The organism is Candidatus Micrarchaeota archaeon (genome assembly GCA_028866575.1).
In the GTDB taxonomy this organism is placed as follows: Archaea; Micrarchaeota; Micrarchaeia; order Micrarchaeales; family Micrarchaeaceae; genus UBA12276.
Map to the genome: position 1 here is coordinate 14,137 of JAGWHU010000010.1, position 20,113 is coordinate 34,249.

At 49.5% G+C, this 20,113-nt stretch carries 26 protein-coding genes; 19 read left to right on the forward strand and 7 right to left on the reverse strand.

The window, feature by feature from the left end; translation table 11 throughout:
* Position 1 precedes the first annotated feature (1 nt).
* From KGI06_05315 to KGI06_05335, 5 genes are all read left to right on the forward strand, one after another.
* Positions 2-325: an ASCH domain-containing protein gene (locus tag KGI06_05315; GenBank protein MDE1871626.1), complete on the forward strand. Its 324-nt coding sequence runs from the start codon at positions 2-4 to the stop codon at positions 323-325.
* Between the two features lie 114 nt (positions 326-439).
* Complete coding sequence (gene rpl7ae, locus KGI06_05320; GenBank protein ID MDE1871627.1) at positions 440-916, forward strand: 50S ribosomal protein L7Ae; 477 nt, start codon at positions 440-442, stop codon at positions 914-916.
* 23 nt (positions 917-939) lie between these two features.
* Positions 940-1,176 (forward strand): 30S ribosomal protein S28e, encoded by a 237-nt coding sequence (locus tag KGI06_05325; protein ID MDE1871628.1) that lies wholly within the window; start codon positions 940-942, stop codon positions 1,174-1,176.
* 9 nt (positions 1,177-1,185) lie between these two features.
* Complete coding sequence (locus tag KGI06_05330) at positions 1,186-1,341, forward strand: 50S ribosomal protein L24e (GenBank protein ID MDE1871629.1); 156 nt, start codon at positions 1,186-1,188, stop codon at positions 1,339-1,341.
* A gap of 147 nt (positions 1,342-1,488) precedes the next feature.
* Complete coding sequence (locus KGI06_05335; GenBank protein ID MDE1871630.1) at positions 1,489-1,896, forward strand: hypothetical protein; 408 nt, start codon at positions 1,489-1,491, stop codon at positions 1,894-1,896.
* On the opposite strand, the gene KGI06_05340 is transcribed toward KGI06_05335, so the two are convergent.
* A complete protein-coding gene (locus KGI06_05340) occupies positions 1,893-2,105 on the reverse strand; it encodes a hypothetical protein (GenBank protein MDE1871631.1) in 213 nt (70 codons plus the stop codon). The two genes, KGI06_05335 and KGI06_05340, sit on opposite strands and share 4 nt — an antisense overlap.
* A 27-nt stretch (positions 2,106-2,132) precedes the next feature.
* The gene (locus tag KGI06_05345) at positions 2,133-2,495 is read right to left on the reverse strand and encodes a hypothetical protein (protein ID MDE1871632.1); all 363 of its coding nucleotides are present in this window, start codon (positions 2,493-2,495) and stop codon (positions 2,133-2,135) included.
* Between the two features lie 86 nt (positions 2,496-2,581).
* Between KGI06_05345 and KGI06_05350 the strand changes: the two genes are divergently transcribed.
* Positions 2,582-3,040 (forward strand): hypothetical protein, encoded by a 459-nt coding sequence (locus tag KGI06_05350; GenBank protein ID MDE1871633.1) that lies wholly within the window; start codon positions 2,582-2,584, stop codon positions 3,038-3,040.
* Between the two features lie 6 nt (positions 3,041-3,046).
* Entirely contained in the window at positions 3,047-4,753 is a 1,707-nt protein-coding gene (locus KGI06_05355) for a hypothetical protein (protein ID MDE1871634.1), read from the forward strand.
* Here the strand turns inward: KGI06_05355 and KGI06_05360 are convergent.
* Positions 4,741-5,022 (reverse strand): hypothetical protein, encoded by a 282-nt coding sequence (locus KGI06_05360; GenBank protein ID MDE1871635.1) that lies wholly within the window; start codon positions 5,020-5,022, stop codon positions 4,741-4,743. The two genes, KGI06_05355 and KGI06_05360, sit on opposite strands and share 13 nt — an antisense overlap.
* Positions 5,023-5,199: 177 nt before the next feature.
* On the opposite strand from KGI06_05360, the gene KGI06_05365 reads away from it, so the two are divergent.
* The 8 genes from KGI06_05365 to KGI06_05400 are packed head-to-tail and all read left to right on the forward strand — an operon-like array spanning position 5,200 to position 12,297.
* Entirely contained in the window at positions 5,200-6,243 is a 1,044-nt protein-coding gene (locus tag KGI06_05365; GenBank protein ID MDE1871636.1) for an NADH-quinone oxidoreductase subunit H, read from the forward strand.
* A gap of 18 nt (positions 6,244-6,261) precedes the next feature.
* The gene (locus KGI06_05370; protein MDE1871637.1) at positions 6,262-6,624 is read left to right on the forward strand and encodes a 4Fe-4S binding protein; all 363 of its coding nucleotides are present in this window, start codon (positions 6,262-6,264) and stop codon (positions 6,622-6,624) included.
* Positions 6,625-6,632: 8 nt separating this feature from the next.
* The gene (locus KGI06_05375) at positions 6,633-7,109 is read left to right on the forward strand and encodes a hypothetical protein (protein MDE1871638.1); all 477 of its coding nucleotides are present in this window, start codon (positions 6,633-6,635) and stop codon (positions 7,107-7,109) included.
* The gene (locus KGI06_05380) at positions 7,106-7,405 is read left to right on the forward strand and encodes a hypothetical protein (protein MDE1871639.1); all 300 of its coding nucleotides are present in this window, start codon (positions 7,106-7,108) and stop codon (positions 7,403-7,405) included. The genes KGI06_05375 and KGI06_05380 overlap by 4 nt, the downstream gene beginning before the upstream one ends.
* 4 nt (positions 7,406-7,409) lie before the next feature.
* Positions 7,410-9,182, forward strand: coding sequence for an NADH-quinone oxidoreductase subunit L (locus KGI06_05385; protein ID MDE1871640.1), 1,773 nt, complete (start codon positions 7,410-7,412; stop codon positions 9,180-9,182).
* A gap of 4 nt (positions 9,183-9,186) precedes the next feature.
* Positions 9,187-10,599, forward strand: a complete 1,413-nt coding sequence (locus KGI06_05390) for an NADH-quinone oxidoreductase subunit M (GenBank protein ID MDE1871641.1) — start codon at positions 9,187-9,189, stop codon at positions 10,597-10,599.
* Positions 10,600-10,609: 10 nt separating this feature from the next.
* A complete protein-coding gene (locus tag KGI06_05395; GenBank protein MDE1871642.1) occupies positions 10,610-12,007 on the forward strand; it encodes an NADH-quinone oxidoreductase subunit N in 1,398 nt (465 codons plus the stop codon).
* 35 nt (positions 12,008-12,042) lie between these two features.
* Positions 12,043-12,297 (forward strand): hypothetical protein, encoded by a 255-nt coding sequence (locus KGI06_05400; protein ID MDE1871643.1) that lies wholly within the window; start codon positions 12,043-12,045, stop codon positions 12,295-12,297.
* Positions 12,298-12,338: 41 nt separating this feature from the next.
* Here the strand turns inward: KGI06_05400 and KGI06_05405 are convergent, their stop codons facing one another.
* On the reverse strand, positions 12,339-13,451 hold the full coding sequence (locus tag KGI06_05405) for an NAD(P)/FAD-dependent oxidoreductase (protein ID MDE1871644.1): 1,113 nt from the start codon (positions 13,449-13,451) through the stop codon (positions 12,339-12,341).
* A gap of 63 nt (positions 13,452-13,514) precedes the next feature.
* On the opposite strand from KGI06_05405, the gene KGI06_05410 reads away from it, so the two are divergent.
* Together KGI06_05410 and KGI06_05415 are read left to right on the forward strand one after the other, a co-directional pair.
* Entirely contained in the window at positions 13,515-13,859 is a 345-nt protein-coding gene (locus KGI06_05410; protein ID MDE1871645.1) for a hypothetical protein, read from the forward strand.
* Between the two features lie 30 nt (positions 13,860-13,889).
* The gene (locus KGI06_05415) at positions 13,890-14,408 is read left to right on the forward strand and encodes a hypothetical protein (GenBank protein ID MDE1871646.1); all 519 of its coding nucleotides are present in this window, start codon (positions 13,890-13,892) and stop codon (positions 14,406-14,408) included.
* On the opposite strand, the gene KGI06_05420 is transcribed toward KGI06_05415, so the two are convergent.
* On the reverse strand, positions 14,403-15,542 hold the full coding sequence (locus KGI06_05420; protein ID MDE1871647.1) for a glycosyltransferase family 4 protein: 1,140 nt from the start codon (positions 15,540-15,542) through the stop codon (positions 14,403-14,405). The two genes, KGI06_05415 and KGI06_05420, sit on opposite strands and share 6 nt — an antisense overlap.
* A gap of 54 nt (positions 15,543-15,596) precedes the next feature.
* On the opposite strand from KGI06_05420, the gene KGI06_05425 reads away from it, so the two are divergent.
* Positions 15,597-16,895: a signal recognition particle receptor subunit alpha gene (locus KGI06_05425; GenBank protein MDE1871648.1), complete on the forward strand. Its 1,299-nt coding sequence runs from the start codon at positions 15,597-15,599 to the stop codon at positions 16,893-16,895.
* Between the two features lie 325 nt (positions 16,896-17,220).
* On the opposite strand, the gene KGI06_05430 is transcribed toward KGI06_05425, so the two are convergent.
* Positions 17,221-17,679 carry a hypothetical protein gene (locus tag KGI06_05430; GenBank protein MDE1871649.1) on the reverse strand — a complete coding sequence of 153 codons (459 nt, stop codon included), beginning with the start codon at positions 17,677-17,679 and terminating at the stop codon, positions 17,221-17,223.
* 34 nt (positions 17,680-17,713) lie between these two features.
* Complete coding sequence (locus KGI06_05435; protein MDE1871650.1) at positions 17,714-18,817, reverse strand: 50S ribosome-binding GTPase; 1,104 nt, start codon at positions 18,815-18,817, stop codon at positions 17,714-17,716.
* Positions 18,818-19,028: 211 nt separating this feature from the next.
* Here KGI06_05435 and KGI06_05440 point away from each other — a divergent pair.
* A partial coding sequence (locus KGI06_05440; protein MDE1871651.1) for a hypothetical protein occupies positions 19,029-20,113 on the forward strand: 1,085 nt, incomplete at its 3' end.

Genomic DNA, 20,113 nt, shown 5'->3' on the forward strand with positions numbered 1-20,113 from the left:
CATGGCAAAGACCCTGCATTTTTACGGCTCGCTGCCTGAACTTATTTTAAGTGGCACTAAGACGTCCACGTGGAGGGTAAACGACGAAAAGGATATTGCTCCGGGGGACGGGCTTTCCCTTTGCAGGAACGACGGCACAGAATTCGCGAAAGCCGAGGTAACGTCCGTAAAGGAAACAACGTTCAAAGAGCTTACGGATGAGGATAAGGAAGGCCACGAGGAATTCGGTTCCGAAGAGGAGATGTATAAGACGTATTCGGAATACTACAAATTTGAGGTAGTGCCAGAAACAAAACTGAAGATAATAAGATTTAGACTGGCCTGACAATGCAGAATGCTAAGGTTTAAATAATCTAAAGATTAATGGTATTACAATACTTTCTGTGTATTCTTTTTCCTGAAAAGTAATACTGGATGAAGTAAACCTGACGGTGTTATTATGGCAAAGTCCTATGTAAAGTTTGAGGTATCCAACGAAGTCGTGTCGAAGACATACGAGGCATTGCAGCTTGCGAAGCAGTCCGGAACCATAAGGAAGGGCTCCAACGAAGTTACGAAAAGCGTGGAGAGGGGCCTTGCATCGTTCGTTGTCATAGCCGGGGATGTCGAGCCGGAGGAAGTGGTAGTCCACATACCTTCGATATGCGAGCAGAAAAAGATACCGTATTCGTACGTGCCGAGCAAGGCGGACCTTGGCAAGTCGATAGGGCTCAACGTCCCGTGCACGGCAATAGCCGTGGAGAATGCGGGCAGCGCGGCAGCTGCAATAAAGGAAATAACGGGGAAGGTGTCCGGCATGGCTCCGCAGGAGAAGGGCCCAGCAGAGCAAAAACAGGAACAGAAACCAGAGAAGGAGCAGAAGCCGAAGCCGCAGAAGAAGCAGCAGGCCGAAGCACCACCGCAGCCCCCACAATGATGCAGTAAACATGCGTGATACTTATGGAAAATAGCGAATCAAGACCACAATTCTCCGGCTTCCTGGCCGAGATAGTTGATGTCAACAGGAAGGCGAAGACTGGAATATCCGGGGAGATATATTCCGTATCATGCAAGATACTGGAGGGAAACGACAGGGGAAGGATAATAAGGAGGAACATCCTAGGTCCTATAAAGATAGGCGACGTCATAAGGCTGCCTGATACGAGCAGGGAAGCCAAGGAGATAAGGGTAAAGTGAAGTGATGGAATGAAGTGCACGTACTGCTCCCGCGAAATACCCAAAGGCACAGGAACCATGTATGTCCACAAGACCGGCACGCTGAACTACTTCTGCTCGAACAGGTGCTTCAAGAATTCCAAGATGAAAAGGAAGATGAACAAGAAGGAGCTGAGAAACAAATAATTATTTAAATCTATTTTTTCATTATCTATCAAGAAGTTGATAGGTAGTTAAACGGAAACAACCCAGAACCCGGAAAGCGGAGAGCTCAAAGTAAAGAGCAAAGGCTTTTACCACATCCTCAGGACTGATGGGAATGGGACCAGGTTTTTGGCGATAAACAACAAGAACGGAACAGCCGTGATGGATTCGCTGCTTCTCCAACTCGCCAGGGACGAAACTGTTTCAAGGGTCATGCTTGACTTCTGCGGCTCTGAAAGGGAGCTTGTCAGGCACGTACACAAAGATGGCACCGGCGAAATGAAGCTCGGCGGGCTAAAGGAATCCACCACCGACATACCAAACGAGGTTGAGATGAGCAGGATATCCGTTGCGATGGAAAGCGTATCCGCAACTCCCGGATCAGTGATTACCGGCGCGCTTGTATACAAGGGGAACATGAAAATAGACAACAGCGATTTCTACAGGGAGCTGGCGGAAGAGATAGCATCAGCGCAAGAGGCGAAAAGGCTACGCGAGCTTGAAAGGCTGAGTGGCGCGTCCTCAAAGCACGATTAAACCAATTCCTCCACTTCTATGCCCTTTTCGTCAGGGCCCCCGAAAGCCCCGCTTATCACGTTCTCGATGCCGAACTTCATAAGCTCAGCCTGTTTCTTCGAGAAGAAGACCTTCCTTCCAGCTTTGTCCCTTATTATGTATGCGCCCCCATCGTCAACAGTGACTATGATGTACTCATCCCCCTTGCTTATCTTGTAGCTTTTTGCCATGTGAAGCGCCCTGCGCCGCATCCGATTTCAGGCCTCGCACTTTATGCTTTCGTTCTGCTCCATCCTCTCGGCGATTGCCCCGTCCTCGTCATACAGGTAAGTTGTAACGCTTACGGGATAAGAATCAGGGAAATTGTTCGGCCTCGTATACAGCTTTATCTGCTTCTCCAGCCTGCTTCCAGGCTTGAGTATCCCCACCCTCGTCCTGCCTATGCTCAATTCCTTGTCATGCGCAAGCGACAGCGGGGAATTTGCAACGATGTCGCACTCGCACCAATAGATCTTCGAATTCTCGTCCGCGCTCACCGAAAGGTACATGACCGCTTCATTTCTGTTGTTCGCTTTTAGGCTCTTTGGCTCAAATCGGGTCTCTACTTTTACAATTGGCATATCTATCACACAACCTTAGAATCAATAAAATCATTAAATAACAAGATATTTATAATCTAGAGAAAGCAATTATTACTGGCGGTGCCTTGGAGCTCAACGAATCAAGCCTTATAATAAACGAACTCACCCTGCGGGACCTGAGGATAACAAAGGAGGTTACAGAGACCAGGAGGTCCATAGTGCGCTGGCTGGCCCTTGCAATCGGGATCATAAGCCCCGGTGAGTCGCGCCTGACTGCCGTATCGGTGCTAGATGCGCTGCTCTACTTCCAGTTCTCCAAGAGGAAGGACCCTACAGTGGGGGAAATGTCAGAATACATAGCCAAGTCATGGGGTGCAGTAAACGAGAAAACCCTAAGGTACCATCTCCTTCAATTAAAAAAAGCGAATGTATTAAATAACTCCAAGGGAAAGTATTTCCTTGTGGCCCCAGACATGGGGGACAGGTACGACCCTGACCTATGGATAGGCAACTATCTCGATTCTCAGGTAAATCCGATAAAGGGCAAGCTGAAGATAGCGATAAGGGAGCTCAGGAGCAGGTAATCAATCATGCCGGAACTAAGGGAAATGGCCATATACGGGATATTGGCCCTTGCAGTTGTCGTGGTGGTAATCTATCTGGTTTCGGGAACCCAGATATTCGGCAGCAGGAGCTATAGCGTAAACGTCAGCCTTTCCCAGAGCGGCGCAAGCCCGACATACCCGTACCAGACTTCATATTATACGATAAACGTCACAAATACCGGGCACAGCCAGGTAAACGGCCTGCTTGTTGGGTTCTACCTTAACGGGCAGCCGCAGAACACTACAACAGTATCGCTGCCCGCCGGGAAGAGCATAGAAATACAAAGGAACTATACGTATCCCAGCTCCGGCAGCTACGAATTCGAGGCGATTGCGGATCCGGGGCGCCTGCTCAACATAGCCGATAGGCAATCCGCGCAAAGCACTATGAGCATCAACATAACCAATGCAGAGCTGCCGAACGTGTACACCTCCATACCCAACGGCAACATAACATCCACGCAGAGCTTCACGCTCAACGAGAACGGCGACATAGAGAGTGCTGCAATAGCGCAGAGGTACAACATAAGCATAATGAACAGGCTATTCGGGCCAGCAGAGCCCGTAGCATTGAAAATATTCGAGAACGTGTACCCGTTCACGGCAAAGGTATACGGCGCATACGCAAAATACAGCGACAACAGCATAGCATACACCGCGTGGATACAGGGCACGCTTAATCCTCAGGTTGTTGACGTTGTCATATCTAGCTTCGGATATAAGGTCCACGCCCTTAACGGCAGCGCCGAATCAATGGCGTACTCAGAGATAGACAACAAAACCAGCATATGCACGTTCTACAGCAACGGATGGACAAAGATAATAAGCTACTACAACAACAGCGCCCCTATGAACTGCATGGGCATAGCGGGAAAGATATACGTGCCAAGCGAGAGCGTAGTGCTCACGAACCTGGTAAAGAACAATACAAAGCTCGCGCATTACCAGTCAGGGTTCTTCTACACCAACAGCTCGGTCATAGGATCATCGCTTTCCTATTCGGGATCCAACGTCACAGCTACTAACCTTTTCGAGAACAACTACGGCGTGTTCGTCTCGAGCATAAAGAAGCTCAGCGCTGGGATAAACGTTTCCTCATTCACCAACTCAACGTGCTACGGCCTGATATTCAACATGAGCAACGTAAGCATATGCTCTTACATAATCCCGACAAGGACCGGAAACGTCACCCTGCCATACGGGCTCGTCAACTCCAGCTACATAACGTCCAACTACATAATAAACATGTATTCCCTGGTCAACAACACGCAGCTCGTTGCGGCGCACGACAACGCCGCGAACCTGATGAGCAGGCTGAACGTGAGCAGCAGGTCAATGATATGGAACACGATATTCAAGGACACCTGCGCATTCGATAACCAGTCCATAGGGTGTACGTTCGTGAAATTCATAAGCAAGAACAATACCGCTTACTTCAACATAACCAACAAGCTGCCTGCGAATCTGAGGATAAACAAGCTGAACTGCGAAATAGCCCCGGGATTTGCCAACCTGACTGTAAACCAGACCATCGGGCCGAACCAGTCCCGGGAATTCGTACAAATGTGCAACATGATAGCGATACCGGCTGCTGCGGCGCAGAGGAGCTTCATACTGCTATTGAACTATACCTACGGCAATTCCACAGTAATCGCGCACGGCGCGCTCAACATAACCACTCAAACTGGCTGAATCTGTATATTGAGGAAGTCCTTGGCACCCTTGCCCTCAGGGAAAGCGCGCCCGTTTTCTGATTCGACGGGAAGTGACGTTTCCATCGCGACCCTCTGTAGCTCGCTCATGTCGAGCACCCTGTCCACGAAAAGCTCCACGTAGTAGTCGCTTTTCCCTATCGGTATCTTCTTTATCCTGAACACGAGGTACTGCAGCATCCCGGACCTCCTGACCCTCAGCCTTATGCTGCCGCTCCTTATTATCCCCATGGCCTTTTCGTCTACCATATTGCATTACCAAAGCACAATAGAATGCGTGAGTGTATGTGAGCCGAACTTAATAAGTTTTATGATTGCGCGTTTGTACGGAATTTCATCAGGATATTATGCAAGCGTGCGCTCCCTATAGTTGCAGTGCCCTATTATTGCAATAATAATATAAAACTGCGGTGCCAACTAGATTGGATGATACAGATAACATCCCCTGCCATAGCATCGTATTTCACGCTAGTTTACAACGCCCTCTCGGGGTACGTCGGGCCGCCATTGCTGTGGCCGATAGCGTTCCTGGCGTCGTTCGTGATCTTCGTTATAATACTGTCGCTTCTTTTCAGCATTTTCTCCTACGTCTTCGGATGGATAGAGAGGAAGGTGATAGCAAGGGCACAATCAAGGCACGGTCCTACATACGTCGGGCCTTTCGGCTTCCTGCAGAACCTTGCAGATCTGATAAAGCTGGTATCCAAGGAAGAAATAGTGTCCGACAGCGCCGACAGGCCTCTTTACCAGATGGTGCTTCCATCCGTCGTGGCGCTGTTCGTGCTCATACTGGTGTTCCTTCCTTTCACCAACGCGTTTGTGGGGATAGGCACCACGATAAGCCTGCTTGCTGTGTTCGTGCTTTTGTCCCTCTCCCCGATACTGCTGTTCCTTGCAGGATGGACAAGCGGAAACAAGTTCGGCTCCATAAGCGCTCAAAGATCCATAATAATACTGGTGAGCTACGAAATACCGATGTTCCTGGTAGTGGCAGCGGTTGCCATGCTGTCGAACAGCTTCAGCCTCAGCTCCATAGTAAACGCCCAGAACCCGCTGTGGTACGTTCTGCTTATGCCGATAGGCTTCGTTGTGTTCTTCATAGTAATGCTTGCGGAGCTTGAGCGCCCCCCGTTCGATCTGAGGGAAGCTGACAGCGAGCTAATAGCTGGATGGCTCACAGATGCGAGCGCGCCGTACTACGCGCTTGCGCTGTTCCTCGACTACATAAGGATGTTCGTCGGGGCGCTGCTAATCACGCTGCTCTTCTTCGGCGGATGGCTTGGCCCTGCAATAATACCACAGTTCGTGTGGCTCATGGCAAAGGTCGTCCTGCTCACGCTCTTCATAATAGTGGTAAGGGCCACTACCGTACGCATGCGCATAGACAAGGTACTCAGGCTCGGCTGGGAATACCTGACCCCTCTTGCGATGCTGAACCTTTTAATCACCTTTATAATATTTGTCAGGTAAAGTATGCTGATGGTAAAAATGGCCGTAAATCCAATAGTAAGGGTTGCAAAGCAGGTGCTTGCGAAGCCATCAACGCTCGAGTTCCCGGAGCAGAAGGAGATAGACGTGGACAATTACAGGGGCATACACAAGCTTGACATGAAGACCTGCATAAGCTGCTCCGCATGCGCGAGGATATGCCCCAACCAGACGATAACGATGGTGGAGACTGAGACGGACAAGGGCACCAAGGTGATGCCTGAAATAAACCTTGAAAGGTGCCTGTTCTGCGCGCTTTGCGAGGAGGTATGCCCCACCGACTGCCTTACCCTCGGAAAGGATTATGATTTCGAGAGATATGACAGGAGGGACTTCATAAAAAGGCCCGAAGAGCTCGAATAGCTGGTATCATGGCGTATGTGGCTATCTTTGTAATCATTGCACTGCTTGAAATCATATCTGCAATACTTGTGTTCGTTTTCAAAAACATATTGCACATAGTGCTCGCCCTGTCCTCCCTTTTCATATTCAACTCGGCGATGTTTTTCGTGCTCGGGCAGCCGCTGCTGGCGCTGCTGCAGGTTTTCATAATGGTCGGGGGCATATCAACGTACATATTCATAGGGGTTGCGGCAGGAAGCTATTCGAAGTTCAGGGGCACGAACTACGCCGTGCTGGCTATCGTGTACGTCGCGATATTCGCGTTGTTCTCCGTCAAGGTAATGCAGTCCGGCATCTACGCAAACGCTCAAAACACCCTCACAAGCGTTGAGGTATCGCAGTCGCTGCTTCAGAATTCCGGGCTGCTGTACTTTCTCGCGATAATGCTCTTCGGCACTGGATTCGGATCCATATTGCTAATGAAGAAACTAGGTAGGAAAAAATGATGTTCATATATTTCCTAATAGTAAGCATATCGGTATTCGCTGTAGGCATAGCAGGGGTGATGGCAAGCAAGAACTTCCTGATAATGCTGCTTTCTGTTGAGATAGCGATAACCGCAAGCACCCTGCTCGCGCTCTCCGTTTTCTACTACGTCTCGGAGAACAGCATAGTGATATTCCTGCTTGTCATATGGTCCATAGCATCCGTTGAGGTCATGGCACTTGTGGCGTTCAACAGGTTCATGATAAAGGAGGAGATAAGCCTTGACGTGGCGAAGCTTTCGGAGCTGAAGGAATGATCAGATGCTTGAAATATACGTCATAGCGCCCCTTGCCGTTTCGGCAGTTGTAGCGCTTCTCGCTAGAAACAGGAAAAGCATGGGGGTGAGGTACCTCGCGCTTGCGGCAAGCATGCTGTCGCTCCTCATGATAATCGCATCCTATCCTGCTAACGCAGGGCAGCTGCATAGCATCACCTGGTTCGGCTTTTCCGGCTACTCCTTTGCCATTACAATATCAACCATGCCGCTTAACATGCTGTTGCTCTTCATAGTGGGGATAATGACGCCCCTCATACTGCTGTACTCAATAGGGTTCATGGACGTTCCCAGCGAGCAGTCGCGGTACTACGCTGAAATATGCATATTCGCGGCAGCCATGATGATATTCTCCATTGCGGGGGATTTCATAACGATGATGATAGGCTGGGAGCTGCTGGGAATCTCGAGCTACCTTCTCATAGGGTTCTGGTACCACCATGAAGGCGCACCGCAAGCTGCAAGAAAGGCGGCAACCACAGTGCTCATAGGGGACGTCATGATGCTTGCAGCGATGCTAATCATATGGAATGCATATCACACATTCGTGTTCTCGCAGCTTATCAATTCTCAGGTAACCTCGATGCCGATGGAGATTTCCCTGGTTCTCGTAATGCTGGCGGTATTCACCAAATCCGCTCAATTCCCGTTCCATGAATGGCTTCCCGACGCGATGAAAGGCCCAACTCCTGTGTCGGCATTCCTGCACTCGTCCACGATGGTGAAGGCCGGCGTTTTCCTCGTTGCAGTGCTGCTGCCGCTCTTTTCAAGATATCACATGCTGCCCATGCTGCTTGTTTTCGGATTGGTAACCGCGATATTGGGGGTCTCAAATGCGCTTGCGGAAAACAACCTGAAGCGCGTACTCGCGTATTCCACAATCGAGGACCTCGGGCTCATGTTTGTCGCCTTGGGAACAGGATCGCTTCCTGCAGCGATGATGCTTTTCGCGGTCCAGACGTTCTACAAGGCGCTGCTGTTCATGAGCGCGGGCTCCATAATGAAGGCAAACGGCTACGAGGAGGAGCTTGACAGGCTGTATGTCCGGAGATCATACCTGCAGTTGCTCATACCTACGGTTATAGGAGTTGTTTCGCTTGCGGGAATATATCCATTGAGCGGGTTCTTCGGCAAGTCCGCGGTATACGCGGCAACCGGTAACTTATGGGTATATGCCATATTGCTTATGCTGGAAACCGGGAGCAGCATATACATATTCAGGTGGCTGCTGATACCTATGCGCAAAAAGCCTGAGAAGGTAAAGTCAAAGGCTGATGCCAATTACGTTACACTGCCGAAATCCATGCTGCTGCCCATATACATGCTTGCCGCGCTCGCGGCAGCCGCAGGGATCGTGATATATCATTACATGCCTGCATACCTCGGCCAGCAGGGCATACCTGCAGGCGCATTGGACATTGCAGTATCCGGCCTTATATCCACAATAGGGTTTATAGCGGCATTTTACCTGTTCTACAAGAGGCCCATTTCAAGGGCAAGGCAGGATCTCATTCACAAGCTGCTTTACAACAACGCAGCAGCAAACCGTGCCTATTCGCATATTGCGGCGATTCCAATAATGCTTTCAAGGGCCGTTGAATCCCTAGATTATTCGCTGTACAACTCCGTAAAGGGCGCAGGCCGCAGCGTCAACGAATCCGGGAACCTGCTGAAAAGGCTGGAGACCGGCAACATCAATACGTACATAGCTGTGTTCGTCCTGGGGATGCTGGTGATGCTTGCCATATTCATACTGTGATCAAATGATCCCTGTCGTACCTATAATGATATTCATACCCTCAATAGCGATTTTGGCATTGCTGCTCTCCGATGACAGGCATTCCAGCAGGATAATAGTGCTATCAACGCTGCTTAACTTACTAATAACAATCTTGATACTCGCATCATCTCTTGCTTCAGGCAGCGTAAACCTGTCGGAGCAGTACCCGTACATAGGCTCATTGGGCGTCTCTTTCGGCTTCAGGATAAACGCGATATCGCTGGCGCTGCTCATAATGTCCTCAGTGGTGCTTCTTGCAGCATCGCTCTCCGGAAACCCCGAAAAAGAGCAAAACAGGGCATCATCCATGCTCATAGCACTGTTCCAGATTGCCTCCATAGGGCTTTTTTCGTCAGCGAACCTGTTCATGTTCTTCATATTCTGGGACATAGGAGTAATAGCGATGTTCTTCATGATAAACCTTCTCGGATCGGCAAACAGGAAGGCAGCATCGATGAACTTCATCATATACGAGATTTTCGCAAGCTCGCTGCTGCTCCTGGGCATACTCCTGATATATTTCTACATGCCTGTCCACTCGCTTGACATCTCCTACATAATGAGCAATGCAGCTAGCATGCCCCAAAACGTTCAGGTGATTATATTCGCCCTGCTTTTCGTTGCGTTCATGATAAACATGCCGCTCTTCCCTATGCATTTCTGGCTTCCCGACGCGCACACCGAGGCTTCCACCCAGGGCTCCATGCTGCTTTCCGGGATACTCACGAAGTTCGGCGGGTTCGGAATGCTGCTGCTGTTCTTGATGATGCCCATAGCGGCGAAGTACTCATTATACGTTGCCGCGCTTGCAACCGTATCGGTATTCTACTCCGTCCTCCTACTGATGTTCCAGACAGACATAAAGCGCATAATAGCGTATTCCACGATAGTCGAGATGGGCATAATAATGGTGGGGATAAGCGCCCTCAACCCGCTAGGCACCTACGGGGCAACATACATGATGCTTTCGCATGGGCTGGTGATAGCCCTTATGTTCCTTGTAATAGGAACGCTCAAGCATTCATTCGGGGAGAGGAGCATCTCCGCGCTGAAGGGCACGGTGACCGATGCTGCATCTACGACATATGCTTTCCTGGCGGGTACCTTGGCCATGATAGGGTTCCCGCTCACGGCTGGCTTCATAGCTGACATACTGCTGTTCCTGGGCTCGCTGCAGGCATTTGGAATATTCGGGATAGTGCCGCTGTTCGCTGTTATACTCATGGGCGGGTTCCTCTATTTCGTGCTTGGGAAGAGCATGCTTTCAACAAGGGAAAGCTCGAGGGCCGTCGAATTCGTTGCTACGAGGCAGAAAATAGGATATGCAATGCTCCTGTTCTTCATATTCCTGTACGGGATAGTGCCGTTCGCGCTGCTCGGCCTGGTAAAATTGTAGATGATTGAAGATGGACACACCACAATACCTGATATTTGCGATGTTTTTCTGCATCGGCGGGCTCATAACTGTGGGCATAGCTGCCATACTCTCAAAAAAGCGAGTTGCGGCTTTCATGGCCAGCTCAGCGCTTCTTTCTGCCGTGGTTGTTTCAGCCGCATACCTTCTGGCAGCCAATTACGACGCGACGCTCTTCAATCTCGTGCACGTATATGTGCTGTCGTCGCTATTCATCATGATATTCTCGATATCAATCATGCTTGTGAACATGCTTGCTTATTCGAATTCAAGGGATTACCATGAGGTTTCCTTCCTTCTCGGCATTTCGTTCGCGGGGATGTTCATGGTTGCGACTGCGGTATCTATACTCGCGATACTCATAGGGCTCGAGCTTCTTGCGATAGCAACTGCATTCATGATACTGCTTGAAGGCAGGCACAGGATTGAAGCTGCGGTTAAATTCTTCATACTGGGTTCGGTGTCAGTCGCTGTACTCGCGTTTGCGCTAGCGCTCCTCCTGCCGTACGATCCTGCGCTTGCACTCTCCGCAGCTCCGGCAAAAAGCATCGTTGGAACGGGGATGATAATACTATCGATAGTCATGTTTGCAGCGGCATTCGGATTCGATGCCGCACTGTTCCCGTTCAACCTCTGGGTTCCGGACGTGTACGAAGGCTCGCCAGGATATGTAACATCCATGCTTGCCGGGATAAACAAGAAGGTTGCGTTCCTTGCCCTGATAGAGGTTTTCTTCCTTGTGTTCCTCGCATATAGGTCGACTTTCTCCACGATATTCACAGTGCTTGCGATTCTGACGATGTTCTTCGGCAACCTTGTGGCGCTGGCCCAGAAAAGCGTAAAAAGGCTTCTGGCATATTCCTCCATATCACAGGCTGGTTACATACTGGTCGGACTTGCAACGGTGACGCAGTACGGCCTGGAGGCAAGCATCTTCTACATAATAGCCCACGCCTTCATGATAATAGGGGCATTCGCGATAGTGATGTGGCTGGAATCCAACAACATAAAGACAATAGACGACTACACCGCCCTAGACTCCAGGAACAGGTTCGCGGCAATTGCGCTTACAATCTTCATGCTCTCCATGGCCGGCATACCTCCCTTGATAGGGTTTGCAGGAAAGTTCCTCCTGTTCTCAAGCGCCATAAGCGGCAACCTTGCGATCCTTGCCGCAATAGGGATAATAAACAGCTTCATATCGATCTACTACTATGCAAGGGTGATGAACGCCATGTATTCCAGGAAGGCGGAGAAGGCACTAGGGATGGAATTGTACGTTGCGGCAGTTGTTGTCATAGCCCTGGGCATAGTGATAGCGTTCGGGGCGTACCCGCAGCCGCTCATCGCAATCGCCTCAAGGGCCGCCTCATCGCTCATCGGCATATAATAATGGACAATGTCAAGTATAGGTGATGGTTTTCAATGACAGGATTATTTGTCATAGGGATCATAGCAAGCATACTGGTGACTGTGGCTTACATACCCGAGGCGGTGAAGGCTATAAGGACGAGGGAGACAAGGGACCTGTCATCCTACTGGCTCATAATAGCTAACGTCGGGTCGGCATTCTACCTGGTCTATGGCTTCATGCTGCACTCCATACCAATAATAATATCCAGCGCCGCAAGCGTACTGCTGATATCGATACTTATAGTATGCAAAATAGAATTTCACTGAGCTGCAAAACCCGTGCGTTTGCCGCGATGGGATTAGCAGCGCTATTTGGACAGCCCCCTAAGGAAGAACCTCTTCAGCATGAGGCTCGGCCTGTCCATGTCGCCGTACTTGCTGAAGAATTCCTCGGCGCCCATTATCTTGAGGAACTTGAAGAAAGCCTCGAAGTTCGTGACCCTGAGGTTGGAATAGTAGTTGTGAAGGAATTTGTGCATCCTCAAATCAAGACCGTACCTCTTCCTCCACTCCTTGTCGTAAACGCTTAGCTTCGTGCCGGTCCTTATGTTGCTGTCTATGGTCTTTGCAAGTATCTTCGCGCTGGAGCACCCGAATATGATGCCCCCTCCTGTTGTTGCCTTCACCTGCCCTGCGGCGTCCCCTACAAGCACGACGTTGCCCTTTACCGTGGAGGACCTGCTTGTCAACGGTATTATGCTTGCGTATCCGTTGATCTTATCGGATCCCTCCAGCGAACTCCCGAGCATTCCGCTCTTCACGAACCTGGAGAATGCCGAGACGCTGTTTATCTTTGCCCTGTCGCTTATGCCTATGCCTATCTCGATCTTGTCCTTTGAATAAGGGCATGTCCAGCCGAAGAACCTGTATGCTATCTCGTTGGAGAAGAAGAGGCCCACCATGTTGCTGTCGTCTATCGTAGGGTTTGCATACTCGGCCTTGTACGTCAGTATGTATTCCTTTATTTCGGGGAATTTGAACGCAGATGCGACAGTTGATACCGCTCCGTCTGCCCCAACTATTATGTTTTTATCGTCGTCTGCAAGCTCATGAAGCTCGTTTCTCGTGAACTTCCTGCCAAGGTGCACCTTTGCCCCGGCCTTTTCGGCAGATTTCCTGCATATCTCCGCAAGCTCGCCCCTGTCCACGACGTAAGCCATTGTCCTGCCTGCATTTATCCTAAGTTGCTCCCTCCCTGCGTGGAGCGTGGCCCCGCTAAGCGTGTTGATTACAGCATGCTGCGGGTTGATCCCTATCCTTTCGAGGCCGTTCACGGAGAATATTCCCGAAGCCTTGGAGGAGCTGTCAGCAACCGAATTCTTCGAATCATACACGTGGGTTCCTATTCCGTATAACGCGAGCTCCTTTGCCAGGGTGAGCCCTACAACCCCTGCGCCTATTATAGTTACTTCCCTGTCCATGACAACAGCTAGGTTATTTGATTAGTATATAAAGCTTTCCATATAAATATTATGTGTATCACGGTGATGGTAACGGCTGCTAAAAACGCAAAAACGCATAAGGTTACAGGGCCAATAAAATCGCCTCCAATCAAAATACAAAACATAGTCGTAAGTGCCGATTTACACGCAACTATAGATCTGTACGCGCTCTCAAAGGAGGTGAAGGCCGTTGACTACGAGCCTGAGCAGTTTCCCGGGGCCATATTCAGGATACAGGAGCCGAAGGCAGTGATAATACTGTTCAAGAACGGAAAGATGATATGCACAGGGACGAGCACAGAGGCAAACATAAAAAAGGTGCTTGAATATGCATCCAAGGTAATCTCCAAGTACGTCATATCCCTAAATTCTGATAAAAAGGAATAATCATTTTTGCGCTACAGGACGGGTGATATAATGGTTACTGTAGTAAGGGACAAATCCTACGATTTAAAAAAGAAGGCGCTCGCATGCGATGACGCCGCTTTAGTCGCAAGGCTGGAGGCTGCAAGCAAGGCGAGGGAAAAGATAACCATATCGCTATTGACCTTGCGCGGCAAAGAGAAATCGATAGACGGGACGCTCCTTGGCGTAAACGCAAAGACTAACACGGTGAGGATAAGGAACAGCGAGGATTTTGATCTGGATCTGAGGTTCACAGGCATGGGCAAGGACATAGTAAGGATAACAACTCTGGAGGGCAATGTGCTCTACGAGAACATCTCAAAACCCGTGGGGCTGAAACACATGCTGAGAAGCGGAGACACCCAGAACGACAAAACGCCTGAAAGAAAGGCGCGTGTTGAGGGCAGAAGTGAAAAGGAATCCTGCAACAATATTCAAGCCGATTCGGGTCGCACGATGTCATGGAATGCCTTCAGGGAGGAGGAGCTTGAAAACCACGGCGAAGAAAGGAAGACCGTCCATTTTCTATGAAACGGCTTTCTTGGTCTTGCGCAATTCCTTGTCGAATTCCTTGAAAAATCCCCTCCAGGAATAGTTCTTCACGACCCTTATCCTGCCGTTTTTGCCGAGCCCTTCAGCCAGCGAGGGGTTTTCAGCCAAGCGGACCATGGCGTTGCCCATGTCCTCAATGGAATTTACAAGGATGCCTGTTTTCCCGTCCTCTATCGTTTCTTTTATCCCGCCCTCGTTTACACCTATGACGGGCTTGGAGCTTGCCATTCCTTCGAGCGGGACAAGCCCGTAGTCCTCGTTTAGCGGGGGATACAAGACCGCAGTGCAGTCCGAATACAGCCCGTTGAGGCGCTTGTCGTCAGTTCCTGTTATGATCTCCACATCTCCGACAGCGCTGCCAAGCGCCTTTATGTTCCTGTAGTAGCTCTCGTAGAACCTGTCGTTTGAGACCGGGCCTACTATTACCAGCCTGTAGCCCTTCATCCGCCTTTTGAAGAGGCTGAACGCCCTTATCGCGAAGTCCTGCCTCTTGTTCGGCGATATCCTCGAAGGGTAGAGGAAGTATTTCCCATCGCCCCCCTTCTTGTAGTTCTGGTAATCCACGCCTCCACCGAGCACCCTGGAGTCCTTCCTTCCGTAGTATTTTACCAGCCTCGACCTGGTGTTCTCACTGTTGGCGGTTATGAACTCTATTTTCTTCACCACCTTCTGGTCAAGCAACCTGACAAACCTCGCGCCGACAATGTGGACCGGCTTCTGGTGCCATTTTTTAAGCGACAGCCTGTACTTGTAGAGGTCGTAGATGTCCCTCAGCGGCGTGTGGCAGTACCATAATACGCGCTCGTTGTTATTCCTTATCCAATGGCTCGGCGCCATGTGCGCATTTATCACGTCGTAATCATCCTTCACCCTGAAATTGTAGAAGGACATGCCGTAGCTGAGGCCCTGCAAAGCCCTTCCATATGGGAGAATGTGTGATAGGCCTTTCCTGCCTATAACCTCCACATCGAGATCCCTGAACCCCCCGTAAGTCCTTTCCGGATCGTATTCAGCTGTGTATATCTTCGCCTTGTAATGCTCGGCTATCTTAAGGACAACCCTCTCGGCCCCGCCCATAAGCGTGAGGTTGGACTGGGCAATTATGAGCTTCAATTCAGCACCTGCAAACCATATATAAATGAGCCCACAATATTATAAATGATATCAATGGTGGATTTAGGGGAGGGCCTGAGAAAGGCCATAGCAAGGCTTACAAGGGCAACGATCATAGGCGCAAATACGATCAGGGAATTCAACAAGGAGCTGCAGAAAACCCTGCTGAGCGCGGACGTTGAGGTAAAACTGGTCCTACAGTTCACCAAGGAGATAGAGGAAAAGGCCCTGAAAAGCAAGCCTCCGGCAGGGCTTTCGCCCAAGGACTATATTACTAATATTGTGTACGAGGAGCTGGTAAAGCTTGTAGGGCAGTCCTACTCCCCGAGATTGGAGAAGCACAGGATACTACTCATGGGGCTTTACGGGTCCGGGAAGACTACAACCGCAGCAAAGCTGGCGAAGTACTACCAGGACAGGGGCCTGAGTTCGGCACTGATATGCTGCGACGTGACCAGGCCCGCGGCATACAGGCAGCTGGAAACGCTCGCGAAGCAGGCAAACATCGCGTTTTTCGGCATGGAAACAGAAAAGGACGCCGGGAAAATAGCAAAGCTGGGCATGGAGAAATTCAAGGACAAGCACGTGGTGATATGCGACACAAGCGGGAGGAACGCGCTTGACGAGAACCTCATAAGGGAGCTGAAGGACATAGACGGCATCTTCAGCCCCGACGAGAAGGTGCTGGTGGTTAGCGCAGACGTCGGCCAGATAGCGGGCAAGCAGGCAAGGGAATTCGACAAGACCGTGAAGATATCAGGGGTAATACTCACGAAGATGGACGGCTCGGGAAAAGGCGGCGGAGCGTTGAGCGCGGCTAGCGCCGCAAGCGCAAGGGTCATGTTCATAGGTACCGGCGAAAAGCTCGCAAACATAGAGCCGTTTGATTCTAACAAGTTCATAGGCGGGCTATTGGGCATACCTGATATAAAGTCCCTTGTGGAGCACGTGCAGAATGCGGTCAAGGAGGCCAACCTGAAACCCGAGGAGATGGAAGCCGAAGAGCTCAACTTCGATACCTTCTACTCACAGCTCAAGGCGATGGGCAGCATGGGCCCGCTCAAGAACATATTCGGGATGATGGGCGCCCCCGACGTGCCCAAGGAGATGGTCGAGCAGGGGGAGGAGAAACTCAAAAAATACAAGGTCATAATATCTTCCATGACAATCGAGGAAAGGAAAAACGAGAAGCTGCTGCACGACAAAAACAGGATAGGCAGGATAGCAAGGGGCAGCGGCACTTCCGAAAAAGAGATCCACAGCCTGATATCCGAATTCAACAAGATGAAGAAAATATTCGATAACATGAAGAACGACAGGAATTTCAGGAAAAAGTTCATGAAGTTTGCTTGATGACGAGGAAAAATAGAAAAATCAGAAACAGAAAAGCGGAACGGCAACTGCCGTTCCAAACTGGCCTTCTCTGTTTACCTCTTTCTTTTCTTTGTACTCTTTTTTGCCTTAGATTTTTTTGCTTTTGCCATTTCAATTCACTGTTTGCTTTTTTAAGCAATTAATCAACACACTAACAATATATTTAAATATGATTAACAAATTTGTATTGTGTTGTATAATTATATTTACATTCATAAACTAAAGTATATGCAGGTATATAAAAATAAGGCAAAAACAACTGCAAATTAAATTATTGCGGTGCTTTGGCGCACCGCTTGAAGATTCAGGCGCGATTCTGCGGTTGCTGGCTCTCCTGTTTTGGGGAAGAAACCTGCGTCAACGAAGCCCCGCCCCTCTTGCTCTGCTTTTCAATCCTTGCATTTGCAAACTGCAATGCAGGGTCTTCGTCACCTTCGCTGTCCATCCATGCCTTTATGTACGTTGCGATGTTCTTGAATGGCTTTGAAAACCTGTCAGTCAGCATGTATGTGTTGCTTTCGTGCTTGAGTATGCCTATCTCAACGCCATAGTCAAGATACCTCTTTGCAGTTGCTATGGGGATGTGTTTAGGCACGTTCTTGAGTCTGAGCTCCTTTGACTTCTTCACTGCATGTATCAAAGTCGCAAACCTATAGGCCTCGGTCTCGTTCTCGAAGAATATCTTTGCGACATCCTTCACCTTCACCGCCTTCAACTTTTCCTTCAGCGGTGCGTCCTCATACTCCCAATATTTTATTCCCATGGTAGTCGTCCTGCATGGTATGCAATATAATATGTTACCTATGTTTAATAAATGTTATTGTATCTCCGTTTTTCAAGAGGTGCTCCGAGCCCACCCTCTGGTTCCTGAATTTCGCGCTAGGTCCTGTTATGTATGCGCACTTGAGGCTGTCAAGTATCTCCGTGTGCACCTTGGCAGCTGCATCCCCAACCGTTGATGGATACTTCAGTATGAGCGGCTTGGCCGTTTTGTCCTCCTTGGGCCTAAGGTATACCGTAATTATCCCGAGATTGGAGTATATCGCGTCTTTTAGCGCGTCTATGTTGGTTTTCTCGGTTGCGCTTACAGGCACCACCTGTATCCCATACTTGCTGGATATCTCCTTAGATAGAATCTCGTAGTCCTCCCTGGTATCTATCTTGTTAAGCGCAACTATCGCCCTCATATAATGGTACTTCCCAGATGCGAGGCCTATGAGATCGTCTATGCTTATGCTTTCGTCTATCCTCACCCTTGCGTTCGCAATCCCGAACCCCGATATGACTGTCTTGACTTCGCTTTCGCTTAGGCCGGACCTGTTGGTCTCCAATACAACCCCTATGTTATTCGGCGATTCCCTTATGTACACCCTGGGCCTCTGCCTGTTTATCATTATGTTCAGGGACTTCAATTCCCCGAGCAATATCCTGAGATGGTCCAGCTTGTCTATGTCAACAACAAATACTATCAGGTCTGCGACTTTCATTGCGGCGATTACGGATCTCCCGCCTCCGGACCCCAGGTGCGCATTCTCTATGATTCCTGGCATGTCAAATATCTGTATGTGCGCGCCATTGTAAATCATTATCCCAGGAACTACCGTGGTTGTAGTGAATTCATATCCTGCTGTCTTTGACCTGGTATTGGTGAGCGAATTAATGAGCGAGGATTTCCCGGTGCTAGGAAATCCCATCAATGCAACGGTGGAATCGCCGGTCTTCTTGACAAAGAAACCCTTGCCCTTCATGCCCTTTCCGGACTCTATTATGTCCTTCTTTACCTGTGATATCTTCTTTCTCAATATCCCAAGGTGCTTGTTGGTCGCTTTGTTGTATTTCGTCTTGGAGTATTCCTTCGTAAGCTCGTCAAGCCTGTTCTCCAGCGAGGATTTGTCTGCCATTTGTATCATTTTGGTGATTGACATAAAGATTTGTAAATCACAGTATTTGATTTTTACACTCAACTTTAAATATTGTAGTATCCAATATGAAGAGACGCAACCAGTGACATATATTACAGAAGGTTAAGGAGAAATGTTACGGAGGGTAAGAAAAACCTTTAAAACCCAAGTACCCAAAAACAGAAACCCAATACCTGAATACGATAAAGCATTGTTTGTATTCATCGCCGCAGTAGTTGTGTCCGCTTTTGTCATAGCTGCATTTCCAACGCATTCGTACAAGTCCGAATATGTTGGGAAGAAGACACAGTATACCAAGTTTATATCTGCAAATTACATAACTGAGAACGGATCGGTTGCACACCAACACGGGCATTACGACTTATTGCTGGTAAGTAATGCGCACGCAACGGGGCGCGGCAACACGGCAAGCGTTTCAAGCACCGGAGGAAACATATCTGGCAAGCAGTCATATACCTTGCTGCAGCCTGCATCGTTCATGCCCAGCGAGCCTTATACAACAATAGGCAGCTGCGGGTCCCCGTGTATTGGCGACAGCGGAGAAACGGTTGCAATAAACATACTGCCGATAGGCGGATCGTACCCGCAAAACTGCGAGCTCTACAACATAACAGGATCCTCACAGCAGGGCGGCAATGTGACTGTATTCAACTCATCAACTCCAAATACGATTTGGTTCCGGCTGAATTCTGCCACGGGCTCAAACACCTTCTGGTACCAGGCAATATGCACCGACTCGCAGGCGTTCACCACGCACGGCGAGAATATTTCTGTCACGGTGAACAGGTTTCTTGGAACGCCAAGCCTGAATCTGTCAAACGCAACCATAGACCAGAGGCAGTCCACTCTTTTCACCGCAACAGCTTATGGCGGTTCTTATCCGTATACATTCAATTACTACATACTAAACAAGGATACCGGAATCCCAATAGCCCATGAGACATACGCGAACCTTTCACAGAGCAGCAATTCATTCCTTTGGACGCCGCCAGCTTCCTATGCCGGAAACCAGCTGGCGGCATTCGTAATAGTCACCGACGGGGCCCATACGACAGAATGGTCCCAGATGCAGACGATAAACTATAACATGGTGCCATACGGCACCATAGGCAGCTGCGGTACTCCCTGCACAATCACAAGCGGCAGCACAATATCTATAAACCTGCTCCCGATAGGCGGATCGTATCCGCAAAACTGCGAGCTATACAACGTGACAGGATCGAGGCAGCAGGGCTCCAACGTCCTTGTCTATGATTCCGCAACGCCCAACAGCGT

What these genes read in the sequence shown, in the direction of transcription:
- KGI06_05315 (MDE1871626.1), top strand. Translation starts at nt 2, where the DNA reads ATGGCAAAGACCCTGCATTTTTACGGCTCGCTGCCTGAACTTATTTTA.
- rpl7ae (MDE1871627.1), top strand. Translation starts at nt 440, where the DNA reads ATGGCAAAGTCCTATGTAAAGTTTGAGGTATCCAACGAAGTCGTGTCG.
- KGI06_05325 (MDE1871628.1), top strand. Translation starts at nt 940, where the DNA reads ATGGAAAATAGCGAATCAAGACCACAATTCTCCGGCTTCCTGGCCGAG.
- KGI06_05330 (MDE1871629.1), top strand. Translation starts at nt 1,186, where the DNA reads ATGAAGTGCACGTACTGCTCCCGCGAAATACCCAAAGGCACAGGAACC.
- KGI06_05340 (MDE1871631.1), bottom strand. Translation starts at nt 2,105, where the DNA reads ATGGCAAAAAGCTACAAGATAAGCAAGGGGGATGAGTACATCATAGTC.
- KGI06_05345 (MDE1871632.1), bottom strand. Translation starts at nt 2,495, where the DNA reads ATGCCAATTGTAAAAGTAGAGACCCGATTTGAGCCAAAGAGCCTAAAA.
- KGI06_05355 (MDE1871634.1), top strand. Translation starts at nt 3,047, where the DNA reads ATGCCGGAACTAAGGGAAATGGCCATATACGGGATATTGGCCCTTGCA.
- KGI06_05360 (MDE1871635.1), bottom strand. Translation starts at nt 5,022, where the DNA reads ATGGTAGACGAAAAGGCCATGGGGATAATAAGGAGCGGCAGCATAAGG.
- KGI06_05365 (MDE1871636.1), top strand. Translation starts at nt 5,200, where the DNA reads ATGATACAGATAACATCCCCTGCCATAGCATCGTATTTCACGCTAGTT.
- KGI06_05370 (MDE1871637.1), top strand. Translation starts at nt 6,262, where the DNA reads ATGGCCGTAAATCCAATAGTAAGGGTTGCAAAGCAGGTGCTTGCGAAG.
- KGI06_05375 (MDE1871638.1), top strand. Translation starts at nt 6,633, where the DNA reads ATGGCGTATGTGGCTATCTTTGTAATCATTGCACTGCTTGAAATCATA.
- KGI06_05380 (MDE1871639.1), top strand. Translation starts at nt 7,106, where the DNA reads ATGATGTTCATATATTTCCTAATAGTAAGCATATCGGTATTCGCTGTA.
- KGI06_05385 (MDE1871640.1), top strand. Translation starts at nt 7,410, where the DNA reads ATGCTTGAAATATACGTCATAGCGCCCCTTGCCGTTTCGGCAGTTGTA.
- KGI06_05390 (MDE1871641.1), top strand. Translation starts at nt 9,187, where the DNA reads ATGATCCCTGTCGTACCTATAATGATATTCATACCCTCAATAGCGATT.
- KGI06_05395 (MDE1871642.1), top strand. Translation starts at nt 10,610, where the DNA reads ATGGACACACCACAATACCTGATATTTGCGATGTTTTTCTGCATCGGC.
- KGI06_05400 (MDE1871643.1), top strand. Translation starts at nt 12,043, where the DNA reads ATGACAGGATTATTTGTCATAGGGATCATAGCAAGCATACTGGTGACT.
- KGI06_05405 (MDE1871644.1), bottom strand. Translation starts at nt 13,451, where the DNA reads ATGGACAGGGAAGTAACTATAATAGGCGCAGGGGTTGTAGGGCTCACC.
- KGI06_05415 (MDE1871646.1), top strand. Translation starts at nt 13,890, where the DNA reads ATGGTTACTGTAGTAAGGGACAAATCCTACGATTTAAAAAAGAAGGCG.
- KGI06_05425 (MDE1871648.1), top strand. Translation starts at nt 15,597, where the DNA reads ATGGTGGATTTAGGGGAGGGCCTGAGAAAGGCCATAGCAAGGCTTACA.
- KGI06_05430 (MDE1871649.1), bottom strand. Translation starts at nt 17,679, where the DNA reads ATGGGAATAAAATATTGGGAGTATGAGGACGCACCGCTGAAGGAAAAG.
- KGI06_05435 (MDE1871650.1), bottom strand. Translation starts at nt 18,817, where the DNA reads ATGGCAGACAAATCCTCGCTGGAGAACAGGCTTGACGAGCTTACGAAG.